General features: G+C 66.0%; 15 protein-coding genes and 1 other RNA gene. 11 read left to right on the top strand and 5 right to left on the bottom strand.

Annotated features, from left to right (window positions below):
- Nucleotides 1-6: 6 nt before the first annotated feature.
- Together ELS24_RS23265 and ELS24_RS23260 are read left to right on the top strand one after the other, a co-directional pair.
- Nucleotides 7-2685, top strand: a complete 2679-nt coding sequence (locus ELS24_RS23265) for a PD-(D/E)XK nuclease family protein (RefSeq protein ID WP_127185463.1) — start codon at nt 7-9, stop codon at nt 2683-2685.
- A 3-nt stretch (nt 2686-2688) separates the two neighbouring features.
- Entirely contained in the window at nt 2689-6168 is a 3480-nt protein-coding gene (locus ELS24_RS23260) for a UvrD-helicase domain-containing protein (RefSeq protein ID WP_127185462.1), read from the top strand.
- Nucleotides 6169-6271: 103 nt separating this feature from the next.
- Here ELS24_RS23260 and ELS24_RS23255 read toward each other — a convergent pair whose 3' ends face one another.
- Nucleotides 6272-7555, bottom strand: coding sequence for an IS256 family transposase (locus ELS24_RS23255; RefSeq protein WP_050448696.1), 1284 nt, complete (start codon nt 7553-7555; stop codon nt 6272-6274).
- Nucleotides 7556-7963: 408 nt separating this feature from the next.
- On the opposite strand from ELS24_RS23255, the gene ffs reads away from it, so the two are divergent.
- From ffs to ELS24_RS23215, 9 genes are all read left to right on the top strand, one after another.
- An RNA gene (ffs, locus tag ELS24_RS23250) (signal recognition particle sRNA small type) lies at nt 7964-8061 on the top strand.
- Nucleotides 8062-8211: 150 nt separating this feature from the next.
- The gene (locus ELS24_RS31780) at nt 8212-8736 is read left to right on the top strand and encodes an AAA family ATPase (protein WP_428839659.1); all 525 of its coding nucleotides are present in this window, start codon (nt 8212-8214) and stop codon (nt 8734-8736) included.
- A gap of 5 nt (nt 8737-8741) precedes the next feature.
- Nucleotides 8742-10622, top strand: coding sequence for a DNA polymerase III subunit gamma/tau (locus tag ELS24_RS23245; protein ID WP_428839707.1), 1881 nt, complete (start codon nt 8742-8744; stop codon nt 10620-10622).
- A 44-nt stretch (nt 10623-10666) separates the two neighbouring features.
- Nucleotides 10667-10993: a YbaB/EbfC family nucleoid-associated protein gene (locus tag ELS24_RS23240; RefSeq protein WP_006221090.1), complete on the top strand. Its 327-nt coding sequence runs from the start codon at nt 10667-10669 to the stop codon at nt 10991-10993.
- 21 nt (nt 10994-11014) lie between these two features.
- Nucleotides 11015-11623 (top strand): recombination mediator RecR, encoded by a 609-nt coding sequence (recR, locus tag ELS24_RS23235; RefSeq protein WP_050449018.1) that lies wholly within the window; start codon nt 11015-11017, stop codon nt 11621-11623.
- 76 nt (nt 11624-11699) lie between these two features.
- Nucleotides 11700-12959 carry a CaiB/BaiF CoA transferase family protein gene (locus ELS24_RS23230; RefSeq protein WP_127185461.1) on the top strand — a complete coding sequence of 420 codons (1260 nt, stop codon included), beginning with the start codon at nt 11700-11702 and terminating at the stop codon, nt 12957-12959.
- A gap of 12 nt (nt 12960-12971) precedes the next feature.
- A complete protein-coding gene (locus tag ELS24_RS23225; RefSeq protein WP_127185460.1) occupies nt 12972-14012 on the top strand; it encodes an ABC transporter substrate-binding protein in 1041 nt (346 codons plus the stop codon).
- Complete coding sequence (locus tag ELS24_RS23220) at nt 14005-14814, top strand: ABC transporter ATP-binding protein (protein WP_050449021.1); 810 nt, start codon at nt 14005-14007, stop codon at nt 14812-14814. Before ELS24_RS23225 ends, ELS24_RS23220 begins: the two co-directional genes overlap by 8 nt.
- A 3-nt stretch (nt 14815-14817) precedes the next feature.
- On the top strand, nt 14818-15612 hold the full coding sequence (locus ELS24_RS23215; RefSeq protein ID WP_050449022.1) for an ABC transporter permease: 795 nt from the start codon (nt 14818-14820) through the stop codon (nt 15610-15612).
- Nucleotides 15613-15641: 29 nt separating this feature from the next.
- Here ELS24_RS23215 and ELS24_RS23210 read toward each other — a convergent pair whose 3' ends face one another.
- The 4 genes from ELS24_RS23210 to ELS24_RS23195 are packed head-to-tail and all read right to left on the bottom strand — an operon-like array spanning nt 15642 to nt 19451.
- Nucleotides 15642-16217: a biliverdin-producing heme oxygenase gene (locus ELS24_RS23210; RefSeq protein WP_127185459.1), complete on the bottom strand. Its 576-nt coding sequence runs from the start codon at nt 16215-16217 to the stop codon at nt 15642-15644.
- A 9-nt stretch (nt 16218-16226) separates the two neighbouring features.
- Nucleotides 16227-16871 (bottom strand): hypothetical protein, encoded by a 645-nt coding sequence (locus ELS24_RS23205; protein WP_050449024.1) that lies wholly within the window; start codon nt 16869-16871, stop codon nt 16227-16229.
- 8 nt (nt 16872-16879) lie between these two features.
- Nucleotides 16880-17233, bottom strand: coding sequence for a response regulator (locus ELS24_RS23200; protein ID WP_230694664.1), 354 nt, complete (start codon nt 17231-17233; stop codon nt 16880-16882).
- Nucleotides 17234-17258: 25 nt separating this feature from the next.
- On the bottom strand, nt 17259-19451 hold the full coding sequence (locus tag ELS24_RS23195; RefSeq protein ID WP_127185458.1) for an ATP-binding protein: 2193 nt from the start codon (nt 19449-19451) through the stop codon (nt 17259-17261).
- Between the last annotated feature and the right edge of the window lies 1 nt (nt 19452).

Below are 19452 nucleotides of genomic sequence, written 5' to 3'. Positions count from 1 at the left end.
ATGCCCATGCAGGACGCGCCGCTTTCCCCTCCCTTGCTTTCCTCATCCTTGCTGTCCCTGCCGGACATCGGCGCCATGCCCGCCGCCGACACGCTGGTGCTGACGGTGAACAACCGCCTGTCGCGCCGGCTGACGCTGGAACTGGCCGGCTTGTTGCGCCAGGAACGCCAGGTCAGCGAGCTGCCGCGCATCCTGCCCTTGTCCGCCTGGCTAGCCGAATCCGCCAACGAACTGGCGTTTGAAGCCGACGAAGACGTGCCCGCCTACCGGCTGGACAGTTTCGCTACGCAATTGGTCTGGACCGAAGCCATCCGCGCCGAAGAAGCCGAGCGCGTGCTGCTGGACGCCAGCCAGGCAGCCAAGCTGTCCATGGATGCCGACCTGTTGATGGACGAATGGGACTTGCAGGTGCCCTCGGGCGCCGATACCGACGAATATCGCGGCTTTGCCAAGTGGCGCGTGCGCTACCGGCAAGTGTTGGCGGGTATCGATGCCGAGGACGCCAACCAGGGCTACGCGCGTGTGCTGCGCGCCTTGGAAGACGGGCGCTTGCCTATTCCCCGGCAACTGGTGCTGGCTGGCTTCACCGACGTATCGCCACGCTTTCGCCGTCTGCTGCGCGCCTTTGAAGATCAGGGCTGCCAGGTGGCGCAATGGCGCGATGAACAGCGCGTTGAAACCGTGGCCCGCCGCTTCGAAGCCGCCGACCAGGGCGCGGAATGGCGCGCGGCGGCGGCTTGGGCCGCCAGCCAGCTGCGGGCGCATCCGCAGGGGCGGTTTGCCATCGTGTCGCCGCAGTTGGAAGCCGAATCCCCGTTTGCGCGCCGTGTGCTGAGCCAGGCTTTGGCCGGCCGCGACGGCGCGCCCGCTCATGCCTTCAACGTGGCTGTGGGCCGGCCCCTGAATGACTGGCCGATGGCGCGCGCCGCGCTGGCGTGGCTGCGCGCGTTGGCCGAATGCGCGGGCGGCAAGGGCTGCGGCGTGGACGTGCTGGGCGCGGCGCTGCTGGCCGGGCATTGCGCGGGCGACGTGCGCGACCGCGCGCGCCTGGCCGCCATCGACGCGCGTTGGCGCCGTCAGGCCGTGCAGCGCGTCAGCCCGAACGATTGGAAGAAGCTGCTGGCCGACATGCCCGCCTTGGCGCAGGCCTGGAACCAGGCCTTGGACATCTGGACCCAGGGCGGCCGCCAGGCCACGTGCGACGTCTGGATGCTGCGCATGAAGGCGGCGTTGACGGCGCTGGGCTTTCCGGGTGAAGGCGCGCTGGACAGCGTGGCGTATCAGGTCATGGGTGCATTGGGCGATGCGCTGGGCAGCTTTTCGGCGCTGGCGCCAGCTGCCGGCCGGCTGGGCGGCGTGGCGGCGGTCAACCTGCTGCAAAGCGTGGCGCGATCGGCCTCGTTCCAGCCGCAGCGCGATCCCACCGCGCGCTTGGACGTGCTGGGCTTGCTGGAGGCCGAAGGCGGCTACTGGGACGGCGTGTGGATGCTGGGGCTGACCGATGACGTGCTGCCCGCGTCGCCCAAGCCCAACCCCTTGTTGCCCTTGGCCGTGCTGCGCCAGGCCAAGGCCCCGCGCGCCACGCCGGAACGCGAACGCGAATGGGCCGAAGGCATGTACGCCGCGTTGTGCCGCTGTGCACCCGACATCATCGTCAGCCATGCCCATATGGATGGCGAACGCGAGCTGCGGCCATCGCCGTTGATTGCCGGCGCCGCCTTGACCGATTGGACGCCGCCGCAGGCTGAAGCCACCGCGGCGCTGCCGCAGGAATCATTGGACGACAGGCAGGGTCCGCCCTTGGCCGCGGGCAACCGGGGCGGTGGCGGGCTGGACGTGCTGGACACGCAGGCGCGCAATCCGCTTTGGGCCTTCGTGCGGCACCGCCTGGGTGGGCGCGAGTTGGCGCCTTATGCCGATAGCGCCACGGTGAACGTGCGCGGCCAGTTCCTGCACAAGGCGCTGGAATTGGTGTGGGGCATGATGCCCGACCAGGACACGCTGCACGACGTCATCGCCACCCAGCGGCTGGCCGCCTTGGTGGAACAAGCCGTGGCCCAGGCCGCCGAGGAAGAACTCAAGGACTATGCGCCCGCATTGAAAGCGCTGGAATGCCAGCGCGCGCAGACGGTGCTGGCGTCGTGGCTGCACATGGAGGCGCAGCGTTTGCCGTTCGCTGTTGCCCAGGTCGAAAAGAGCCATCAGTGGCAGCGGGGCGCGTTGACCCTGAAGCTGCGCCTGGACCGCATCGACAGCCTGGCCGATGGCCGCAACGTCATCGTCGACTACAAGACCGGCGTGGCCGCCGCCAAGCCCGAACCCGATTGGTCGCGCAGCCGTCCCGTGAACGTGCAGTTGCCGTTCTATGCGTCGGTGCTGGCGGATGCCGCGGGCGGCGAGGTAGCGGGCCTGGTGCTGGCGCAGATCCATGCGCGCCAGGTGGCCGCGCAAGGCCTGGCCGACGAAGACCTGGGCGTGCCCGGCGTCACCTTGGCCGGCGACAGCAAGTTTTTCGACGGCCTGACCTGGCCGGAAATCCGGCAGCGCTGGCGCGTGGCGATCGAAGCGCTGGCCGATGAATACGTGGCGGGCGTGGCCAGCAATGTGGCCTACCGCCGTGACGACCTGAAATACTGCGATGCATTGCCGTTCTTGCGTCTGCATCTTGACGACGAGGACGCCTGAGCCATGGCCGACACAGAACGCCTGCCGCAGGACCACGCCGCGCGCACCGACGCGCTGGACCCCACCCGCTCATTTCTGGTGCAAGCCCCGGCCGGCTCCGGCAAGACCGAGCTGCTGACCGACCGCATCCTGGCCCTGCTGGCCACCGTGAACCGGCCCGAGGAAATCGTCGCCATCACGTTCACCCGCAAGGCTGCGTCCGAAATGCATGCGCGCGTGTTGAGCAAGCTGCGGCGCGGGCTGGATGGGCCGCCCGAGGCCATGCATGAACGCCGCAGTTGGGAACTGGCGCGCGCCGCGCTGGCTCGCAACGCCGAGCAAGGCTGGCATCTGCTGGACCACCCGGCGCGCCTGGCCATCCGCACCATCGACTCGTTCTGCGCGGGGCTGGTGCGCAGCATGCCGTGGCTGTCTGAACTGGGCGGCATGCCCGACATCACCGACGACGCGCGCGCCCATTACGAAGCGGCGGCTCGCGCCACGCTGGACCTGGCTGACGATTACGACGCCGTGCGCATCCTGTTGCAGCATCTGGATGTAGATGTGCAGGCTGCCAAGGACGCCATCGCCGACATGCTGGGCCAGCGCGACCAATGGCTGCCGCTGCTGCGCCACGGTTCCGATCGCGCCGGCATGCAAGCCATGCTGGCCGAAGCCATCGGCGAAGACCTGGACGCGCTTTGCGAAGCCATGCCTTATGGCTGGGCCGACGCGCTGTGCGGCCCGGCCCGGTTGGCCGCGGCTCATTTGCAAGACGGCGAAGACGACAACAAGCTGCTGGCGCTGTTGGACTGGACGGAAGAGCTGCCGCCTGATGCGGACATGCTGGACCAGTGGCGCGCCGTGGCCCATCTGCTGCTGACGGGCACCGGCAGCCTGCGCAAGACCGTCAACAAAAACCTGGGCTTTCCGGCCAAGTGCGCGCACAAGGAACCCTTTGTCGCGTGGCTGGAAGCCGCGGACGACAAGGCCGCCTGGGTACGCCGCCTGCATGCTGTGCGCGACATTCCCAACCCGCATTTTACGGACGCGCAATGGGAAGTGCTGGGCGCGCAGTTGATGACTCTGGCGTTGGCCGTGGCGCAACTGCGCCTGCGCTTCGCTGACCAGGGCGAGGTGGACTTCATTGAAATCGCGCAGCGCGCGGCCGCCGCGCTGGGTAGCGCAGACGACCCGGGTGAACTGCTGCTGAAACTGGACGCGTCGATCCGCCACCTGCTGATCGACGAATTCCAGGACACCAGCCAGACGCAGCTTGACCTGTTGCGCACCTTGACGTCGGGCTGGCAGGCGGGCGATGGCCGCAGCCTGTTCCTGGTGGGCGATCCGATGCAATCCATCTACCGCTTCCGCAAGGCGGAGGTGGGCCTGTTCCTGGAAGTGGCCGACATCGGCGTGGGCGAATTGACGCCCGACTTCCTGAACCTGACCGACAATTTCCGCTCGCAGGCGGGCATCGTGGAATGGGTGAACCAATCGTTCGCGGGCCTGCTGCCCAAGCGCAGCGACGCCGCCGCGGGCGCCATCGCCTACAGCCCGTCCACGGCATTCCACGAGGCGCTGCCTGAAGCGGCGGTGCGCTTTCATCCCGCCTGGTCGCGCGCAGGTGGAACACCGGCGGAAGAGCAGGCCGAGGAAATCGCGCTGGGCCTGGTGCGCCAGGCCTTGGTCGACCACAAGGGAGCCAAGCATCCGGTGGCGGTGCTGGTGCGCGCGCGCAGCCATTTGGGCAACCTGACGCGGCGACTTGCGCAGGAAGGCATCCGCTGCCGCGCCGTGGACCTGGTGCCGCTGGCCTTGCGTCCGGTGGTGGCCGATCTGGTGCAATTGGTGCGCGCGCTGTCGCATCCGGCCGACCGGCTGGCGTGGCTGTCGGTCTTGCGCGCGCCGTACTGCGGCTTGACGCTGACGTCGCTGCAGCGTCTTTTTGGCGACGACCACATCACGCCCGTTCCCGTGCTGCTGGAACGCGCGCTGCGCATGACGCCGCCAACGGCGCCGGTGGTTGTGCCCCCGGCGAACAGTGCCGAGCCGCAGGGTTCCTTGTTCGACGCGGCGCCAGCGGCGTGCGAAGCAAGCGAAGCGCTGGAATCTCCCGCTGCGCAAGCGGTGTTGAGCGCCGATGAGTTCGAACGCCTGCGCCAGGTGGCCGCCATTTTGCTGGACAAGCGCAATGCCTCCGGCGCAATGCCCTTCGCGGCCTGGGTCGAGTCCTTATGGCGGCGTCTGGGCGGCCCGGCGCTGTACGCTGGCCTGTCGGTGTCCAACGACGCCGAAAGCCTGTTCCAGTTGCTGGAGCGGCTGGCGCCGCACGGCGGCATTGATCCGGCAGCGCTGGACGCCGGCATCTCGCGCCTGTTCGCCGCGCCCGATGCGGCGGACGAGGATGACGGCGCGGTTGAAATCATGACCATGCACAAGTCCAAGGGCCTGCAGTTTGAAACGGTCATCCTGTATGGCTTGCACCGCGCGCCCCGAGGCGATCAGGCGCCGCTGGTGCGGTTTGAACAAAGCGGCGGCCGGGTGCTGTTCGGCCCGGTCAAGCCGCGTGCCGAGGTCGAGGCTGACCCGATCTCACGCTATCTAGGTGCCCGCGAGGCCCGTCGCGCGTCCTACGAAATTGATCGTTTGTTGTACGTAGCGGCGACCCGGGCGCGCAAGCGCCTGCATCTGGTGGGCCATGTCGCGGTCGACGAGGCCACGGGCCAAGCCAAGACTCCGTCGTCCGCCAGTTTGCTGGGCCGTCTATGGCCGTGCCTGGCCGCGCCGGTGCCTCCGGCGCAGGAGAACGAGGCGGAGTCCGACGCGGTGGACGGCCCCGAATGGCAAGGCGAGCCGCTGCGCCGCGTGGCCGGCGACGGCCTTGCGCAATTGGCGCGGCTGTCCAATGTCGTCATCAGCCCCGGCTTTGGCGCAGCGGAACGCGGCGCCTGGGGTGACGGCAGCGAACATCCCGCCTGGCAACTTGAAGCCGGCTACGACGCCGCCATCGGCACGCTGGCGCACGCCTGGCTTGCCCGCATCGGCCAAGACGGCGTCCACGCCTGGCCTGCCAACGCCCTGGCCGACCGCCTTCCCGCCATGCGCCGCCAGTTGACCCGCGCCGGCATCCCCGCCAGCCAGGCCGACGCCGCCGCCGAGGCCGTCCTGGAAACGCTGCAAGCCACGTTGGCGGACGAACGCGGCCTGTGGCTGCTATCCCAATCCGGCGCCCGCCGCGAATGGCCGCTGATCGACGCCGCCGGCAGGGTATCCGTGATCGACCTGGCGCTAAGCACCGAAGACGGCTGGCTGATCGTCGACTACAAAACCGGCCGCCCCCATCCGGGGGAACCTTCGGCGGTGTTTGCGGCAAGGATGCGTCAAAGGCACGGCGATCAGTTGCTGCGGTATTGCGCGCAGGTCACATCGCTGGACGGCCGCAAAGCCAAGGCCGCGTTGTATTTTCCCAGGGCGAAGGCGTGGATTGATTTGCAGGGGTGAGGGGTGTGGTGGATGTGAGGGTGGTGTGAAGTATGCGGGAGATGGGTTGCGCGGGGACTGTCAGAAATTTTGTGTTCTAGGCGTTGTTCTGACGTTGCATCATTTACTCGCTGGCCCACTGGGCGTTGGTACGGATGCGGGTAAATCGCTCCTCGTAGAGGATGGCGAACTGGTGCATCGCGTCGGTCCAATGGTGTGTGGCCGTGCCCCATTTGACGGTAATGTTTCGCAGCGCCAACCAGAGCAGCTTAATCGCCGCGTCGTCGGTAGGGAAGTGGCCGCGCGTTTTGATGATCTTGCGTAGCTGCGCATTCACGCTCTCTATCGCGTTCGTCGTGTAGATCACACGTCGGATCGCGGGTGGAAACACGAAGAAGGGGATGACCTGTTCCCAGGCGTCTTTCCAGGCTTTGACGATCATTGGGTACTTCAAGCCCCAAGCGCCTTTGGCAAACTCATCAAGGGCCTGTTGCGCGGCCTGGGCGTTAACGGCAGCGTAGATCGGGCGCAGCGCCGTGGCGATCGCGCGGCGATCCTTCCAGCCGGCGTAGGCCAGGCTATTGCGGATCAGATGCACGATGCACGTTTGTAGCGTGGTGGCTGGGAACACGACCTCTAGCGCCTGGGGCATCCCTTTCAGACCATCGGTCACTGCGATCAGGATGTCCTGCACCCCTCGGGTCTTGAGGTCGTTGAACACCCGCATCCAGAACTTCGCGCCCTCGGTGGTCTCGACCCACAGGCCCAGAATCTCACGCGTGCCATCGGGCAGCACACCCAAGGCCAGATAAACCGCCTTGTTCTGCACCAAGCCTTCGTCGCGGATCTTGACCCGCAACGCGTCGAAGAACACCACGGGGAACATGGGTTCCAGAGGGCGGTTCTGCCACGCCTGCACTTCATCCATGACCTCATCGGTCACCGAGCTGATGAACTCCGGCGACACGTCAGTGCCATATTGCTCGTCCAGGAACGCTCGGATCTCGCGCACGCTCATGCCACGGGCGTACATCGCGATGATCTTGTCATCAAAACCGGTAAACCGACGTGCGTGCTTGGGAATCAGGATTGGGGCAAAACTGCCATCCCGATCCCGCGGGATATCCAGCTTGAGCGGGCCGTCGTCGGTCAGCACGGTCTTGCTGCTCTTGCCGTTGCGCTGGTTGGTGGTGTCTTCCGGGCGCTCGCCGCCTGCGGGATAGCCCAGGTGTCGGCCCAGTTCAGCGCCCAGAGCACGCTCGATCAGCGCCTTCTTCAGCAACATGAACGTGTCCTGGACCGCCTCGGCTGTCATCGGCCCCGTTACAAGTTCATCGAGCAACTGCTCGGCACTGGCCGGTAGCGCAGACGTGCTGGACTGCCTCGTGGACTTCGGGTTGCGTGCCATGGTCGGTCTCCTTGAAAACCATCATAGGCCTGCACACAAAAATCCTGACAGTCCCGTTGCGCGCGTAGACGATCTATTTTCTTCTGCCGGCCAACCCGCGCTTCACCCATCCTACGAAAGAGTGCGCCGCCAAGAGTCCCGCCAATTGAATGGCGGCAAAGCGTCGAGCAAAGCGAAGCGAGCCGCAGAAAGCCCGCCCAATCGAACGCCGGCAAAGAATCGAGCAAAGCGAAGCGAGCGTGCACAAGCAAGGCAAAGCGAAGCGAGCCAAAAATGGCAAGCGAAGCAAAGCCATCACCCCCTCCCCCTCGGGGGAGGGCCGGGGAGGGGGCAACATACCGCCCCACAGGGGCCCGCCAACCGGAAGGCTGCAAGCAAGCGAAGCGCAGCTCTGCTAGAATTCCGGTTGGCGGGCCCCTCCGCATGGTTCGACGGTGAACCTGGTCAGGTCGGGAACGAAGCAGCCATAGTCGTTTAGGGTCAGTGCCGGAGTAAGGCTCGCCAACCGGATTCTTCAAAGCAAAGGGTCATGATTTCAGTTCATGGCCCTTCGCTTTCAAGGGGACGGGGTTATTTTCCAGGGATTCGTTCCACGGGAATAAGCCCGTCCCCTTTGCATTTCAGCCAGCACGCGAAACAGGCTCTACAATCCAGCCATGACTTATCTGGTACTGGCCCGCAAGTGGCGGCCGAGATCGTTCGATACCCTCGTGGGACAGGATCACGTGGTCCGCGCGCTGACTCATGCGCTCGACACCCAACGCCTGCACCATGCCTGGTTGTTCACCGGCACGCGGGGCGTGGGCAAGACCACCTTGTCCCGCATTCTGGCCAAGTCGCTCAACTGTGAAACCGGCATCACGTCCAAGCCTTGCGGCGTTTGCCGCGCTTGTACGGAAATCGACGCCGGGCGCTTTGTTGACTACCTGGAGCTGGATGCGGCCTCGAACCGCGGCGTCGAGGAAATGACGCAGTTGCTCGAACAGGCGGTGTACTCGCCGGGCGCGGGGCGCTTCAAGGTCTACATGATCGACGAAGTGCACATGCTCACCGGCCATGCCTTCAACGCCATGTTGAAGACCCTGGAAGAGCCGCCCCCCACGTCAAATTCATCCTGGCCACCACCGATCCGCAAAAGATCCCGGTCACGGTGCTGTCGCGCTGCCTGCAATTCAATTTGAAGCAGATGCCGGCCGACTCCATCGTCGGGCACCTGCAAGCGGTGCTGGGCCACGAAGAAGTCGCCTTTGAAGTGCCGGCCTTGCGCCTGATCGGCCAGGCCGCCCAGGGTTCGATGCGCGACGCATTGTCCCTGACCGATCAAGCCATTGCCTATAGCGCCGGCAACATGACCGAGGACGCCGTGCGCGGCATGCTCGGCACCATCGACCAGCGCCACCTGGTGCGTCTGCTTGACGCCCTGTCGGCGGGCGACGCCAAGAGCGTGTTGGCCGTGGCGGATGAGCTGGCCATACGCGGGCTGTCGTACGCGGGGGCGCTGGCTGATCTGGCCGTGCTGCTGTCGCGCGTGGCGATCGAACAGCGTGTCAAGGGCGTCACGGCTGCCGAAGACCCGCTGGCCGCCGACATTGCGCGGCTGGCACTTAGCCTGCATCCTGACGCGGTCCAGTTGTTCTATTCAGTGGCCGTGCATAGCCGCAGCGAACTGACGCTGTCGCCGGACGAGTATGCGGGCTTCATCATGGCCTGCCTGCGCATGCTGGCGCTCAATGGCGACGCCGGTCCGCAGACCGCCTTGGAAGCGCCTGCTACTCCGGCCCGCCAGACGGCGGAACCGGCAGCGGCTTCCGCGCCCGAAGCGGTTGTTGCGGCGGCCGAGGTTGCGCCTGTTGTTGCGACAGCCGCCGCAGCCGTCAGCGCGCCAATGGTTGCGCCTGTTGTTGCTGATGTTGTTGCTTCCGTGGCAGAGCCAGTGGTTGAACCCGCAGCTGCTCCCGCAGCATCCCCGGTGACCACCCCCACGGCTGCGCCCGCGCCTGCCGCAGTGAACGAACCCGCGCCGCAGGCAGCGGTCGCGTCCGCCGCGCCGGTTTCCGAACCTGTCCAGGCGGTTTCCGCACCCGTCGCGCCGACGCCACAAGTTACGGCTCAAGCCGCACCGCAAGCCGCGTCTCAAGCCGCGCCGCAACCGGCCACTGCCGCAACGGCAGTGACGCCCGCGCCAGACAGCGTGCCGCCGTGGGAAGACCTTCCGGCTGGCACGACGTCTACCGCGCAAGCGGCGGCAGCGCCTGCGCCCGAATCCATGCTGGCGCCCACGCCGGAACCCACGCCAGAGCTGTCCCCCGCCGCGCCTGCCTTTGACGCCGATGCGGCCGCTGCCGTCGCGCCCGCCGCTGCTACCGCTCCCGCCGTCGACGCCGCCGCGAAGGGAGTAGGTTCCGCCGCGCTGGCGGTCACGCCCGCGGTTGCTGCCGTGCTGGCTACCGCGCCGGCCGAGGCCGACGACGACGGCCCGCCGTCCTGGGTTGACGAAGAAATTCCGTTTGAAGCCGAAGGCGGCTTTGTGCCGGAGGGCGGTTTCACGTCCAACCCGGACGACGACGAATTTGAAACGCTGGCCAGCGCGCCGTCGGTGGCGCCGCCACCGGCAGCCCGTCGCGAAGCCCCCGCCCCGTCTCGCAAGCGCGCCTCGCGCGCTCGCATGTCTGACATGACGCAGGCCGGCTGGCCCGAATTGGCCGCGCGCCTGCCCGTCACCGGCTTGGCGGCCGAACTGGCTCGGCAAAGCGAATGGGCCGGTGTGCAGGGCGATGCCATCGTGCTGCGCGTGGCCGTCAAGACGCTGGCCGAAAGCGAAAGCCGGGTGCGTTTGCAAACCGTCTTGTGCGAACATTTCGGCCAGGGCATCCGGTTGGATGTGCAAGTCGGCATTACCGGCGACGACACTGCTCACGCGGTTGCCAAAGCCGAACGCGCCGCGCGCCAGCAGGCCGCCGAAGATGCGGTGGCCGTCGATCCCTTCGTGCAAGCGTTGTTGGCCGATTTCGGGGGCCATGTCGTCCCCGACTCCATCCGCCACGTTGATCCCCCGGCCGCTGCCTGACGCGGCGGCCATCTCTTATTTCCCTCGTTCAAGGAACATCCATCATGATGAAAGGACAACTGGCCGGCCTGATGCGCCAGGCGCAGCAGATGCAGGAAAACATGAAGAAGGCGCAAGACGCGCTGGCTGAAATCCTGGTCGAAGGCGCCTCGGGCGGCGGCCTGGTCAAGGTCACCATGACCTGCCGCCACGACGTCAAGCGCGTCGTGATCGACCCGTCGCTGCTGGGCGACGACAAGGACATGCTGGAAGACCTGGTTGCCGCTGCGTTCAACGACGCGCTGCGCAAGGCCGAAACCACGTCGCAGGAAAAGATGGCGGGCGTCACCGCCGGCATGCCGCTGCCCCCGGGCATGAAGCTGCCGTTCTAAGCAAGGCTGCCCTGGGCTGCAATGGATCCCTTACTGCCTGAACCCGAACCGCTGGTTTCCCTGATCGAGGCGCTGCGGCGCCTGCCCGGCGTGGGCGTCCGATCAGCCCGGCGCATGGCTTATCACCTGTTGCAGCATGACCCGCAAGGCGCGGACATGCTGGGGCGGGCGTTGGCCGGCGCGGTGCGGGACTTGAAACATTGCGCCCGTTGCAACAGCTTTTCCGAAGACGAGGTCTGCGGCACCTGCGCCAACCCCAAGCGCGACCCGTCGCTCTTGTGCATCGTGGAAACGCCGGCCGACCAGAACATGATCGAGTCCAGCCACGGCTACCGTGGCCTGTACTACGTGCTGATGGGCCGGGTGGCGCCGCTTGAGGGCATCGGCCCGCGCGAGCTGGATTTCGATCGCGTCATCAAGCGCGCAACCGATGGGGTGGTGCAGGAAGTCATCCTGGCCACCAACTTCACCGCCGAAGGCGAAACCACCGCCCACTTCCTGGGCGAAGCGCTGGGTGAACGCGGCCTGCGGGTCACACGCCTGGCGCGTGGCGTCCCGGCGGGCAGCGAACTTGAATACGTGGATGCCGGCACCATCGCCTGGGCGCTGATGGAGCGCAAGACCACATAGCAACGCAAGGCTCGCAACGTTAAAACAGCCTCCCGGCAACGTACCGGCGCGGCACGAAACGTGAGGAAGACAAACCATGTCAGCGCTGACCGGACTGAAAGTCCTGGAACTCGGCACGCTAATCGCCGGCCCCTTCGCCGCGCGCATCTTCGGCGAATTTGGCGCCGACGTCATCAAGGTGGAAACGCCGCACGGGCCGGATGGCACGGGCGGGGGCGACCCCATCCGCAGTTGGCGCCACCTGCACGAGGGCAATTCGCTCTGGTGGACGGTGCAGGCGCGCAACAAGCAATCCATCGCCCTCAATCTGAAAGACCCGCGCGCGCAGGAAATTGCCCGCAAGCTGGCGCTGGACGCCGATGTCGTGGTGGAAAACTACCGGCCTGGCGTGCTGGAAAAGTGGGGCTTGGGCTTTGAACAACTGCGCGCCATCAACCCGGCGCTGATCATGGTGCGCTTGTCGGGCTATGGCCAGACCGGCCCCATGAAAGACCAACCCGGCTTCGGCGCCATCGGTGAATCCATGGGCGGCCTGCGCTATGTGTCGGGGCACCCCGACCGGCCCCCGCTGCGGGTCGGCATTTCCATCGGCGACTCCATTGCCGCGCTGCACGGGGTGATTGGCGCCATGATGGCGCTGCGCCACCGCGACGCCACCGGCGGCCGCTGGAACGGCAAGACGGGCGATGCCTGCCAGGCCGGGCAGGGGCAGATGGTGGACGTGGCCCTGTACGAAGCTGTCTTCAACATGATGGAAAGCCTGGTGCCCGAATACGACGTGGCCGGCGTGGTGCGCGAACGCACCGGCGGCGCGCTGCCGGGCATCGTGCCATCAAATACCTACACCACCCGCGACGGCCAGAACATCGTTATCGCGGGCAATGGCGATGCCATCTTTCACCGCCTGATGCGCGCCATCGGCCGCGACGACCTGGCCGAAGACCCCGACCTGGTGCGTAACGACGGCCGCGCACGGCGCGTGGAAGAGATCGACGGCGCGATCCAGCAATGGTGCAACGGGCGCAACATCGAAGACGCGCTGGGCACGCTCAAAGCGGCCGATGTGCCGGTCGGAAAGATCTACAGCGTGGCCGATATGTTCAGCGATCCGCAGTTCCTGGCGCGCCGCATGATCGAACAACATCAGCTTGCCGATGGCAGCCCCGTGAAGCTTCCGGCGGTGGTTCCCAAGCTGTCGGAAACCCCTGGCCAGACGCGCTGGGTAGGCCCCAAATTAGGGGAACATACCGAGGAAGTCCTGAAAGCGCTGGGGTATGATTCAGCGGCTATTGAAGAGCTGGCGAAGACCGGCGCTATCGGTAAACCCGACAACTAAGGAGACAACCCAATGTCAGTTACTCGCCGTGACTTGCTCAAGATGGCTGGCGCCGCCGGCGTCATGGGCATGGCGCCCGCCATCGTGCGCGCCCAGAAGCTTGAAAAGACCAAGGTTCAGATCGCCGTGGGCGGCAAGCCCCTGATCTATTACCTCCCGCTGTCCATCGCTGAAGCCCGTGGCTACTTCAAGGACGAAGGCCTGGACGTCAGCATCGCCGACTTCGCGGGCGGCTCCAAGGCCCTGCAAGCCGTGGTGGGCGGCAGCGCCGACATCGTCTCGGGCGCGTTCGAACACACGCTGTCGATGCAGTCCAAGGGCCAGGCCTACCGTGCCTTCGTGCTGCAAGGCCGCGCGCCGATGATCGGCGTGGGCGTGTCCAAGAAGAACCTGCCGAACTACAAGGGCGCCGCTGACCTCAAGGGCAAGAAGATCGGCGTGACCGCGCCGGGTTCATCCACCAACATGGTGGTCAGCTTCTTCCTGGCCAAGCATGGCTTGAAGTCCTCTGACGTTTCCATCATCGGCGTGGGCGCCGGCGCGGGTGCCGTGACGGCGTTGCGCAGCGGCCAGATCGACGCCATCTCCAACACCGACCCCGTGGTGTCGATGTTGCAGATGCCGGGCGACATCGAGATCATTGTCGACACGCGCACGCTTAAAGACACGCAGGAGATCTTTGGCGGCAACATGCCTGCCGGTTCCCTGTACGCCCCGCAAGCGTTCATCGACGCCAATCCGAACACCACGCAGGCGCTGGCCAACGCGATCGTGCGCGCGGACAAGTGGATTCAGAAGGCGGGTCCCGACGAAATCGCCAAGATCGTGCCGGAAACCTACCTGCTGGGCGACCCGGCCATCTACAAGGCCGCCATCTCGGCAAGCCTGGAAGGCCTGTCGCCCGACGGCATGATCCCCGAGGACGGCGCGGCCACCGCGCTCAAGGCGCTGGCCGCGTACCAGGCAGAGTTCAACGCATCGAAGATTGATCCGTCGAAAGCCTGGACCAACGATTTCGCCCGCCGCGCCAACGAGAAGTACGCCAATGGCTGAAGCCGCACTATCGCTGGAAAATATCAGTTGCACCTTTGTTTCGCGCGACGACCGGTCGCAGCGCTATACCGCCGTCAGTGACACGAGCCTGGCCATTGCGCCGGGCGAGTTCGTGTCGGTGGTGGGTCCGACCGGCTGCGGCAAGTCCACCCTGCTCAACGTCGGCGCCGGCTTGCTGGCGCCGTCGAGCGGGCAGGTGAAGGTCTTCGGTCAACCCTTGTCCGGCATCAACGCGCGCGCGGGCTACATGTTCCAGGGCGAAGCGCTGTTGCCCTGGCGCAGCGCGCTGGACAATGTGGTGGCAGGTCTGGACTTCGCTGGCGTACCGCGCCCCGAAGGGCTGGAGCGCGGTCGCGAGTGGATGCGCCGAGTGGGGCTGGGCGGCTTCGAAAGCCGCTATCCGCACCAGATGTCAGGCGGCATGCGCAAGCGCACCATGCTGGCCCAGACGCTGATCCGCGACCCCGACATCATCCTGATGGACGAGCCGTTCTCCGCCCTGGACATCCAGACGCGCCAGTTGATGGAAAACGAAGTCCTGGACCTGTGGATGGCCAAGCGCAAGGCCGTGTTGTTCATCACGCACGACCTGGACGAAGCCATCGCGATGAGCGACCGCGTGATCGTGCTGTCTGCCGGCCCGGGCACGCACCCAATCGGCGAATTCGTCATTGACCTGCCGCGTCCCCGCGACGTGGCCGAGGTACGCGTCCACCCGCGCTTTGTCGAACTGCACTCGGCCATCTGGGCGGTGCTGCGCGAAGAAGTGCTAAAGGGCTATGCCCAACAGAAGCGAGCCTGAGGTATGTCGAAGTCATTCAAATCTGGTAAGGCCAGCTTGCGCTTCTGGCAACTGCTGCTGCTGGTCGTCATCCTGGGCGTCTGGCATTTTGCGGCGCGCGATTCCCAGGTGGCTTTCTTCTTTGGCGAACCGCTGAAGGTCTGGGGCCGCATCTGGGCCTGGTTCGTCACCAATGCCGACATCTATGCGCACCTGTGGGTCACCCTGACGGAAACCGTGCTGGCCTTTTTCATCGGCACCATCGCCGGTTTGGTCTTTGGACTGTGGCTGGGCTTGTCGCCCCGCGCAAGCGCGATTCTTGATCCCTACATCAAGGCCGCCAACTCGATGCCGCGCGTCATCCTGGCGCCTATTTTCGGCATGTGGTTCGGCTTGGGGATCTGGTCGAAGGTGGCGCTGGCGGTCACGCTGGTGTTCTTCATCGTGTTCTTCAACGTCTACCAGGGCGTGCGCGAAGTCAGCCCAACCTTGCTCGACAACGCGCGCATGCTGGGCGCGCGCAAGCGCCAGTTGCTGCGCCACGTGTACCTGCCGTCGGCCACCAGTTGGGTGTTTTCCAGCCTGCATACGTCCGTGGGCCTGGCCTTCGTGGGCGCGGTGGTGGGTGAATACCTGGGCTCGGCAAGGGGCGTGGGCTACCTGATCCTGCAAGCGGAAGGCACGTTTGATGTGAACACCGTGTTCGCGGGCATCGTCGTGCTGACCGCGTTTGCGCTGGTGCTGGACTACATCGTCGGCATTGGTGAAAAGCGCTTGATGAAGTGGCAGCCCAAGTCGGGCGAAACCGAAAAGCTGTAACCCGCCAGCGCGGCCGCGCCGCGAGCCTTTCAGGTTCGCAGCGCGTGCCGGCTGCGCAGCCACGCCGTCAGGCTGTCGAAGGCGTCGCACGCGCCTTGCAACGCGTGGTCCTCGCGCCCTTGGGCGCCAGCCTCGCTATCCAGAAACTGCAGAAACGTCTTCCACATCGGTCCCAGTTGTTCGCCATAGCCGCGCAGATAGCGCAGCGGTAGCTCGGGCGCGACCTCGGCCAGGTGCTTGGCCAGAAAGCGTCCGCCCAATTGCGACCCTTCCACCACATAGGCCACGCCCAAGGCATAGGCATCGGCGGCTTCGATACGCGGTGCATCGGCGCAGTGCGGTACGGGCGTTGCGTCGCCGGCAGCCGCCAGGTCGGCGCGTATCCAATCACTTTTTCCGGCGCGCGCCGCCGCTTGCAGGCTATCGGGCCAGTCCAGTTGCCACAGTTGGCGTTCCAAAGGTTCCAGCCAGCCCAGCAACGCGCGCAGATAGTTCAGATAAGCGGTGTGGTCGATGTCGCCGCCAGTCAAGGCCAAGCCCTGGTCCAGCGCTTCGTGCCTGTCGCGTGTGCCGTCTCGAAGCCGTAGGTGAACGGGCGAAATCATGGCGGCTGCCTATTGCACTGGGGCGGCGGCGGGCAGGCGCAGTGACCAGCACTGCGCCTGGCGCTCCAGCCGCCAGCCGGATACCGTTGCAAGCAGTTCCACTTCCTCGGGCGCGAAGGCGGGCGACGCGGTCGGCGCGGCCGACGCCAGGTCTTCCGGAAAATGGGCGTGCCAGGCATCGGGCTGCGAACAGTCCAGCGTCAGCGTGGCGTCCGCCGGCAAGACGGACAACAGGCTCAGCAACCAGGCCAGCAGCAGATACCGCGAGGTGAACTGCGGCACCTGGATGTCGGCCACGTCTTCCGGCCAGATGACGCTGTGCCGCGACAGCAGCAGATGCGAGAACATCAGCTTGCGGCATTCGCGCAGCAAGGCTTCGGCGGACAGGGTGGCGTTGCTGTCCAGCAGCCATTGGTCCAGTTCGCGCACGATGGTGACGCTGTCTTCCAGCATGCCGGTCAGGTCGCCCGCCAGGCGATGGCAGCGCTGCTGCAAGGCGTCGGCATCGGCGCCGTCCGGTGTCTGGCGCAGCATCGCGGTGGCCAGCGTGGCGTTGGACAGTGGGCCCACGACTTCGTGGCGCAGTACCGGAAACACCTGCGCCAGCACTTTGAACCGCACGCCTTGCGCGGCCAGGGACGGAGAGATCGACATGGGCGGCCCTAGTGTGACGGGCACAAAATGGCCAGCAGTGCGTCGGGGTCGGCGGGCTTTTCAATCCAGCCGTCGAACATGCCGTCCGCATCACGGCGTTCGTGGCGCGCCAAGCCGCTCAGGGCGTAGATGCGCGGCGGTGCGCCGCGGGCGCGCAAGCGCGACGCCAGCTCATAGCCGTCCATGTCGGGCAGCAAAATGTCCACCAGCACGGCTTCGGGGTGGAAGCTGTCCATCATCTCAAGCGCGGCTTCGCCCGAGGCGGCGCAGCGCGCTTGCACCCCAGAAAGCGCCAGGAATTCGGCAAGCAGCTCCGAGCCCATTTCATTGTCGTCAACCAGCAGGACGCGAACTGCGCGCACTTCGTTCAAAAGATGTCTCCAGGGTTCAAAGGGTGGGTGCGTCGCGACAGTCGCGCGGCAGCCTCACCGTAAAAATGACCAGGCCGTCCCGGCATGCCACCGAGATCTCGCCGTCATGGCCACGCACGACCTGTTCGGCGATATACAGGCCCAGCCCCAGGCCGTTGCGGTTGCGCGACTGGCCCAGCGATTCGGGTTTGAAAGGCGAAAAAAGGTGCGCCAACACCTCTGGTGCAATGGGCGCGCCATGGTTGATGACGCGCAGCTCAATGTCGTCGCCGCGCTCGTGCGCCTGCACCAGGATGGGCTGGCGCGGGGCGCCGTGCTGGCGCGCGTTGCTCATCAGATTCGTCAGCACCTGGGCGATGCGGTCGGTATCGGCCATCAGGGTCAGGTCGGGCGCCACGTCGGGCTCGATGCGCAGCCCGGGGTAGGCCTGCCGCTTTTCTTCGATCAGCCCGTTGATCAGATCGCTCAGCGAGCATGGGCGCTTTTCAATGCCCAGTCCCATGCCGCCCTGCAGGCGTGACAAGTCCAGCACCTGCGAAATCAGGCGTTGCATGCGGCCGCTGGAATAGCGGATACGCTCGCCCATGCGTGCACCGGTATCCGTTTTGGACAGCAGCGTGGCCGCCATGGAAATCGATTGCAGCGGGTCGCGCAGATCGTGGCCCAGCATGGCCAGCAGCGCGGTGCGCGCGCGGTCCACGTCGGCGGTGCGGCTGGTGGCGATGTGGGAAAGTTCGTCGCGCAGATTGTCGGCGGCTTCCAGTTCAGCTGGCAGCCACGAAGTGCAGGTATTGCGCACCACTTCGCGCCAGGCCTCGAATGAGCCGCGTGGCGTCAGGCGCGGCCCCTGGTTGCCTACGGCGTATTGTTTCTCGGGCTTGCCGCCCCAAACCAGCGTTTCGATCTGCTCTTTGCGCAGCCATATCAGCCAGCCATTGTTCATCGGGTCGAACTTGCAAGCCAGCAGGCCGGCGTAGGGAACCAGGTCGGTCTGCAGGTCGGGGTAGTCGCGGGCGATGTTGTCGGTATGCACCAGGCGCTGGCCGCTTTGGTCCAACGCGCACAGAATGCCCGCCAGTTCGCCGCGCGGCGCGATGCCGCCAAACACGGTGACGCTGTTGCCCCATAGGCACAGCGCGGCGTCGTTCGGAATCAGCGACGCGGGCGTATCCGGCCCGCTGGACAAGGCCAGATGCAGGTTTTCCGAGGCGGATGCGCGTTCGGTCAGTTCGCTGACCAAGGCGGCATTGCGGCGAGCCTGGGCGGCGCGCTCGGCCCCCTCGATATTGGCCAACGCGGCGGAGAGCACCTGCGCCAGCGCTTCGCAGGCCAGACGCGCGGGGTAGGGAATGGGGCGCGGCCCATGGTGATGGCAGGCGATCATGCCCCAGAGCCGATCGCCGATCACGATCGACAGGCTCATCGACGCCTGCACGCCCATGTTGGCCATGTATTCCAGATGAATCGGCGACACGCTGCGCAACACCGAAAAGCTCATGTCCAGCGGCTTCGTGGTGGCCGAAGGCGCGCCACGTACGCGCACTGGCGTGTAGCGCGCGTCGGCAATCTGGCGCAACGTGTTGACGGTGTACAGGCGGCGTGCCTGCGCGGGGATGTCGCCCGCGGGGTAGCGGCGGCCTATCCAGTCTTCCAGGGATTCGTGGCGTTCTTCGGTGACGATTTCCCCGCTGTCGTCGGGATGGAAGCGGTAGGCCATGACCCGGTCGAACCCGGTGGCGCGGCGCACCTCGCGCACGGCGCTTTTAAGCAGGCCGTCGATATCGCGTTCGCGGCGCACGCGTTCGATGCTGCGGTAGATGCGCGCCGGGTCGGCAACGTCGGCGGCAGCCTGCACGCGCTGTTCCAGTTCGATGATTGTCAGACCGTCGCTGTTGCAGTGGCCGATCACGTCGAACGTAGCGTTGTTCAGCGTCAATGCGAAGGGGTCGAAAACAGGGTCGGGGTTGCCCAGCCACTCCGCCAGATAGTCCGCCAGGTCTGACGGCAGCGTGCCTGGGGGGCAGCATTGTCCCAGCGTCAGCGGCACACCCAGCAGGGCGGGAGCGTTTTCGCTGGCGAATTGCAGCATGCCGTCCGCGTCGAACGCAAGCAAGGCCCCCAGCGGCTGGATGGCGCCCGGTATGTGTATCGGTTCGCTGTCGCAGTTGGCGAGCGTGACGGGCAAATGAGACGGGGTGGGCGCATTCATT

The sequence above is a fragment of the Achromobacter spanius genome, from assembly GCF_003994415.1.
Classification (GTDB): Bacteria; Pseudomonadota; Gammaproteobacteria; order Burkholderiales; family Burkholderiaceae_B; genus Achromobacter; species Achromobacter spanius_C.
The sequence above is the reverse complement of the archived record's forward strand: the minus strand, read 5'-3'. Positions and strand labels throughout refer to the sequence as shown.

Coding starts and splice junctions, on each gene's coding strand:
- ELS24_RS23265 (WP_127185463.1), top strand. CDS start 7: ATGCAGGACGCGCCGCTTTCCCCTCCCTTGCTTTCCTCATCCTTGCTG.
- ELS24_RS23260 (WP_127185462.1), top strand. CDS start 2,689: ATGGCCGACACAGAACGCCTGCCGCAGGACCACGCCGCGCGCACCGAC.
- ELS24_RS23255 (WP_050448696.1), bottom strand. CDS start 7,555: ATGGCACGCAACCCGAAGTCCACGAGGCAGTCCAGCACGTCTGCGCTA.
- ELS24_RS31780 (WP_428839659.1), top strand. CDS start 8,212: ATGACTTATCTGGTACTGGCCCGCAAGTGGCGGCCGAGATCGTTCGAT.
- ELS24_RS23245 (WP_428839707.1), top strand. CDS start 8,742: ATGCCGGCCGACTCCATCGTCGGGCACCTGCAAGCGGTGCTGGGCCAC.
- ELS24_RS23240 (WP_006221090.1), top strand. CDS start 10,667: ATGATGAAAGGACAACTGGCCGGCCTGATGCGCCAGGCGCAGCAGATG.
- recR (WP_050449018.1), top strand. CDS start 11,015: ATGGATCCCTTACTGCCTGAACCCGAACCGCTGGTTTCCCTGATCGAG.
- ELS24_RS23230 (WP_127185461.1), top strand. CDS start 11,700: ATGTCAGCGCTGACCGGACTGAAAGTCCTGGAACTCGGCACGCTAATC.
- ELS24_RS23225 (WP_127185460.1), top strand. CDS start 12,972: ATGTCAGTTACTCGCCGTGACTTGCTCAAGATGGCTGGCGCCGCCGGC.
- ELS24_RS23220 (WP_050449021.1), top strand. CDS start 14,005: ATGGCTGAAGCCGCACTATCGCTGGAAAATATCAGTTGCACCTTTGTT.
- ELS24_RS23215 (WP_050449022.1), top strand. CDS start 14,818: ATGTCGAAGTCATTCAAATCTGGTAAGGCCAGCTTGCGCTTCTGGCAA.
- ELS24_RS23210 (WP_127185459.1), bottom strand. CDS start 16,217: ATGATTTCGCCCGTTCACCTACGGCTTCGAGACGGCACACGCGACAGG.
- ELS24_RS23205 (WP_050449024.1), bottom strand. CDS start 16,871: ATGTCGATCTCTCCGTCCCTGGCCGCGCAAGGCGTGCGGTTCAAAGTG.
- ELS24_RS23195 (WP_127185458.1), bottom strand. CDS start 19,451: ATGAATGCGCCCACCCCGTCTCATTTGCCCGTCACGCTCGCCAACTGC.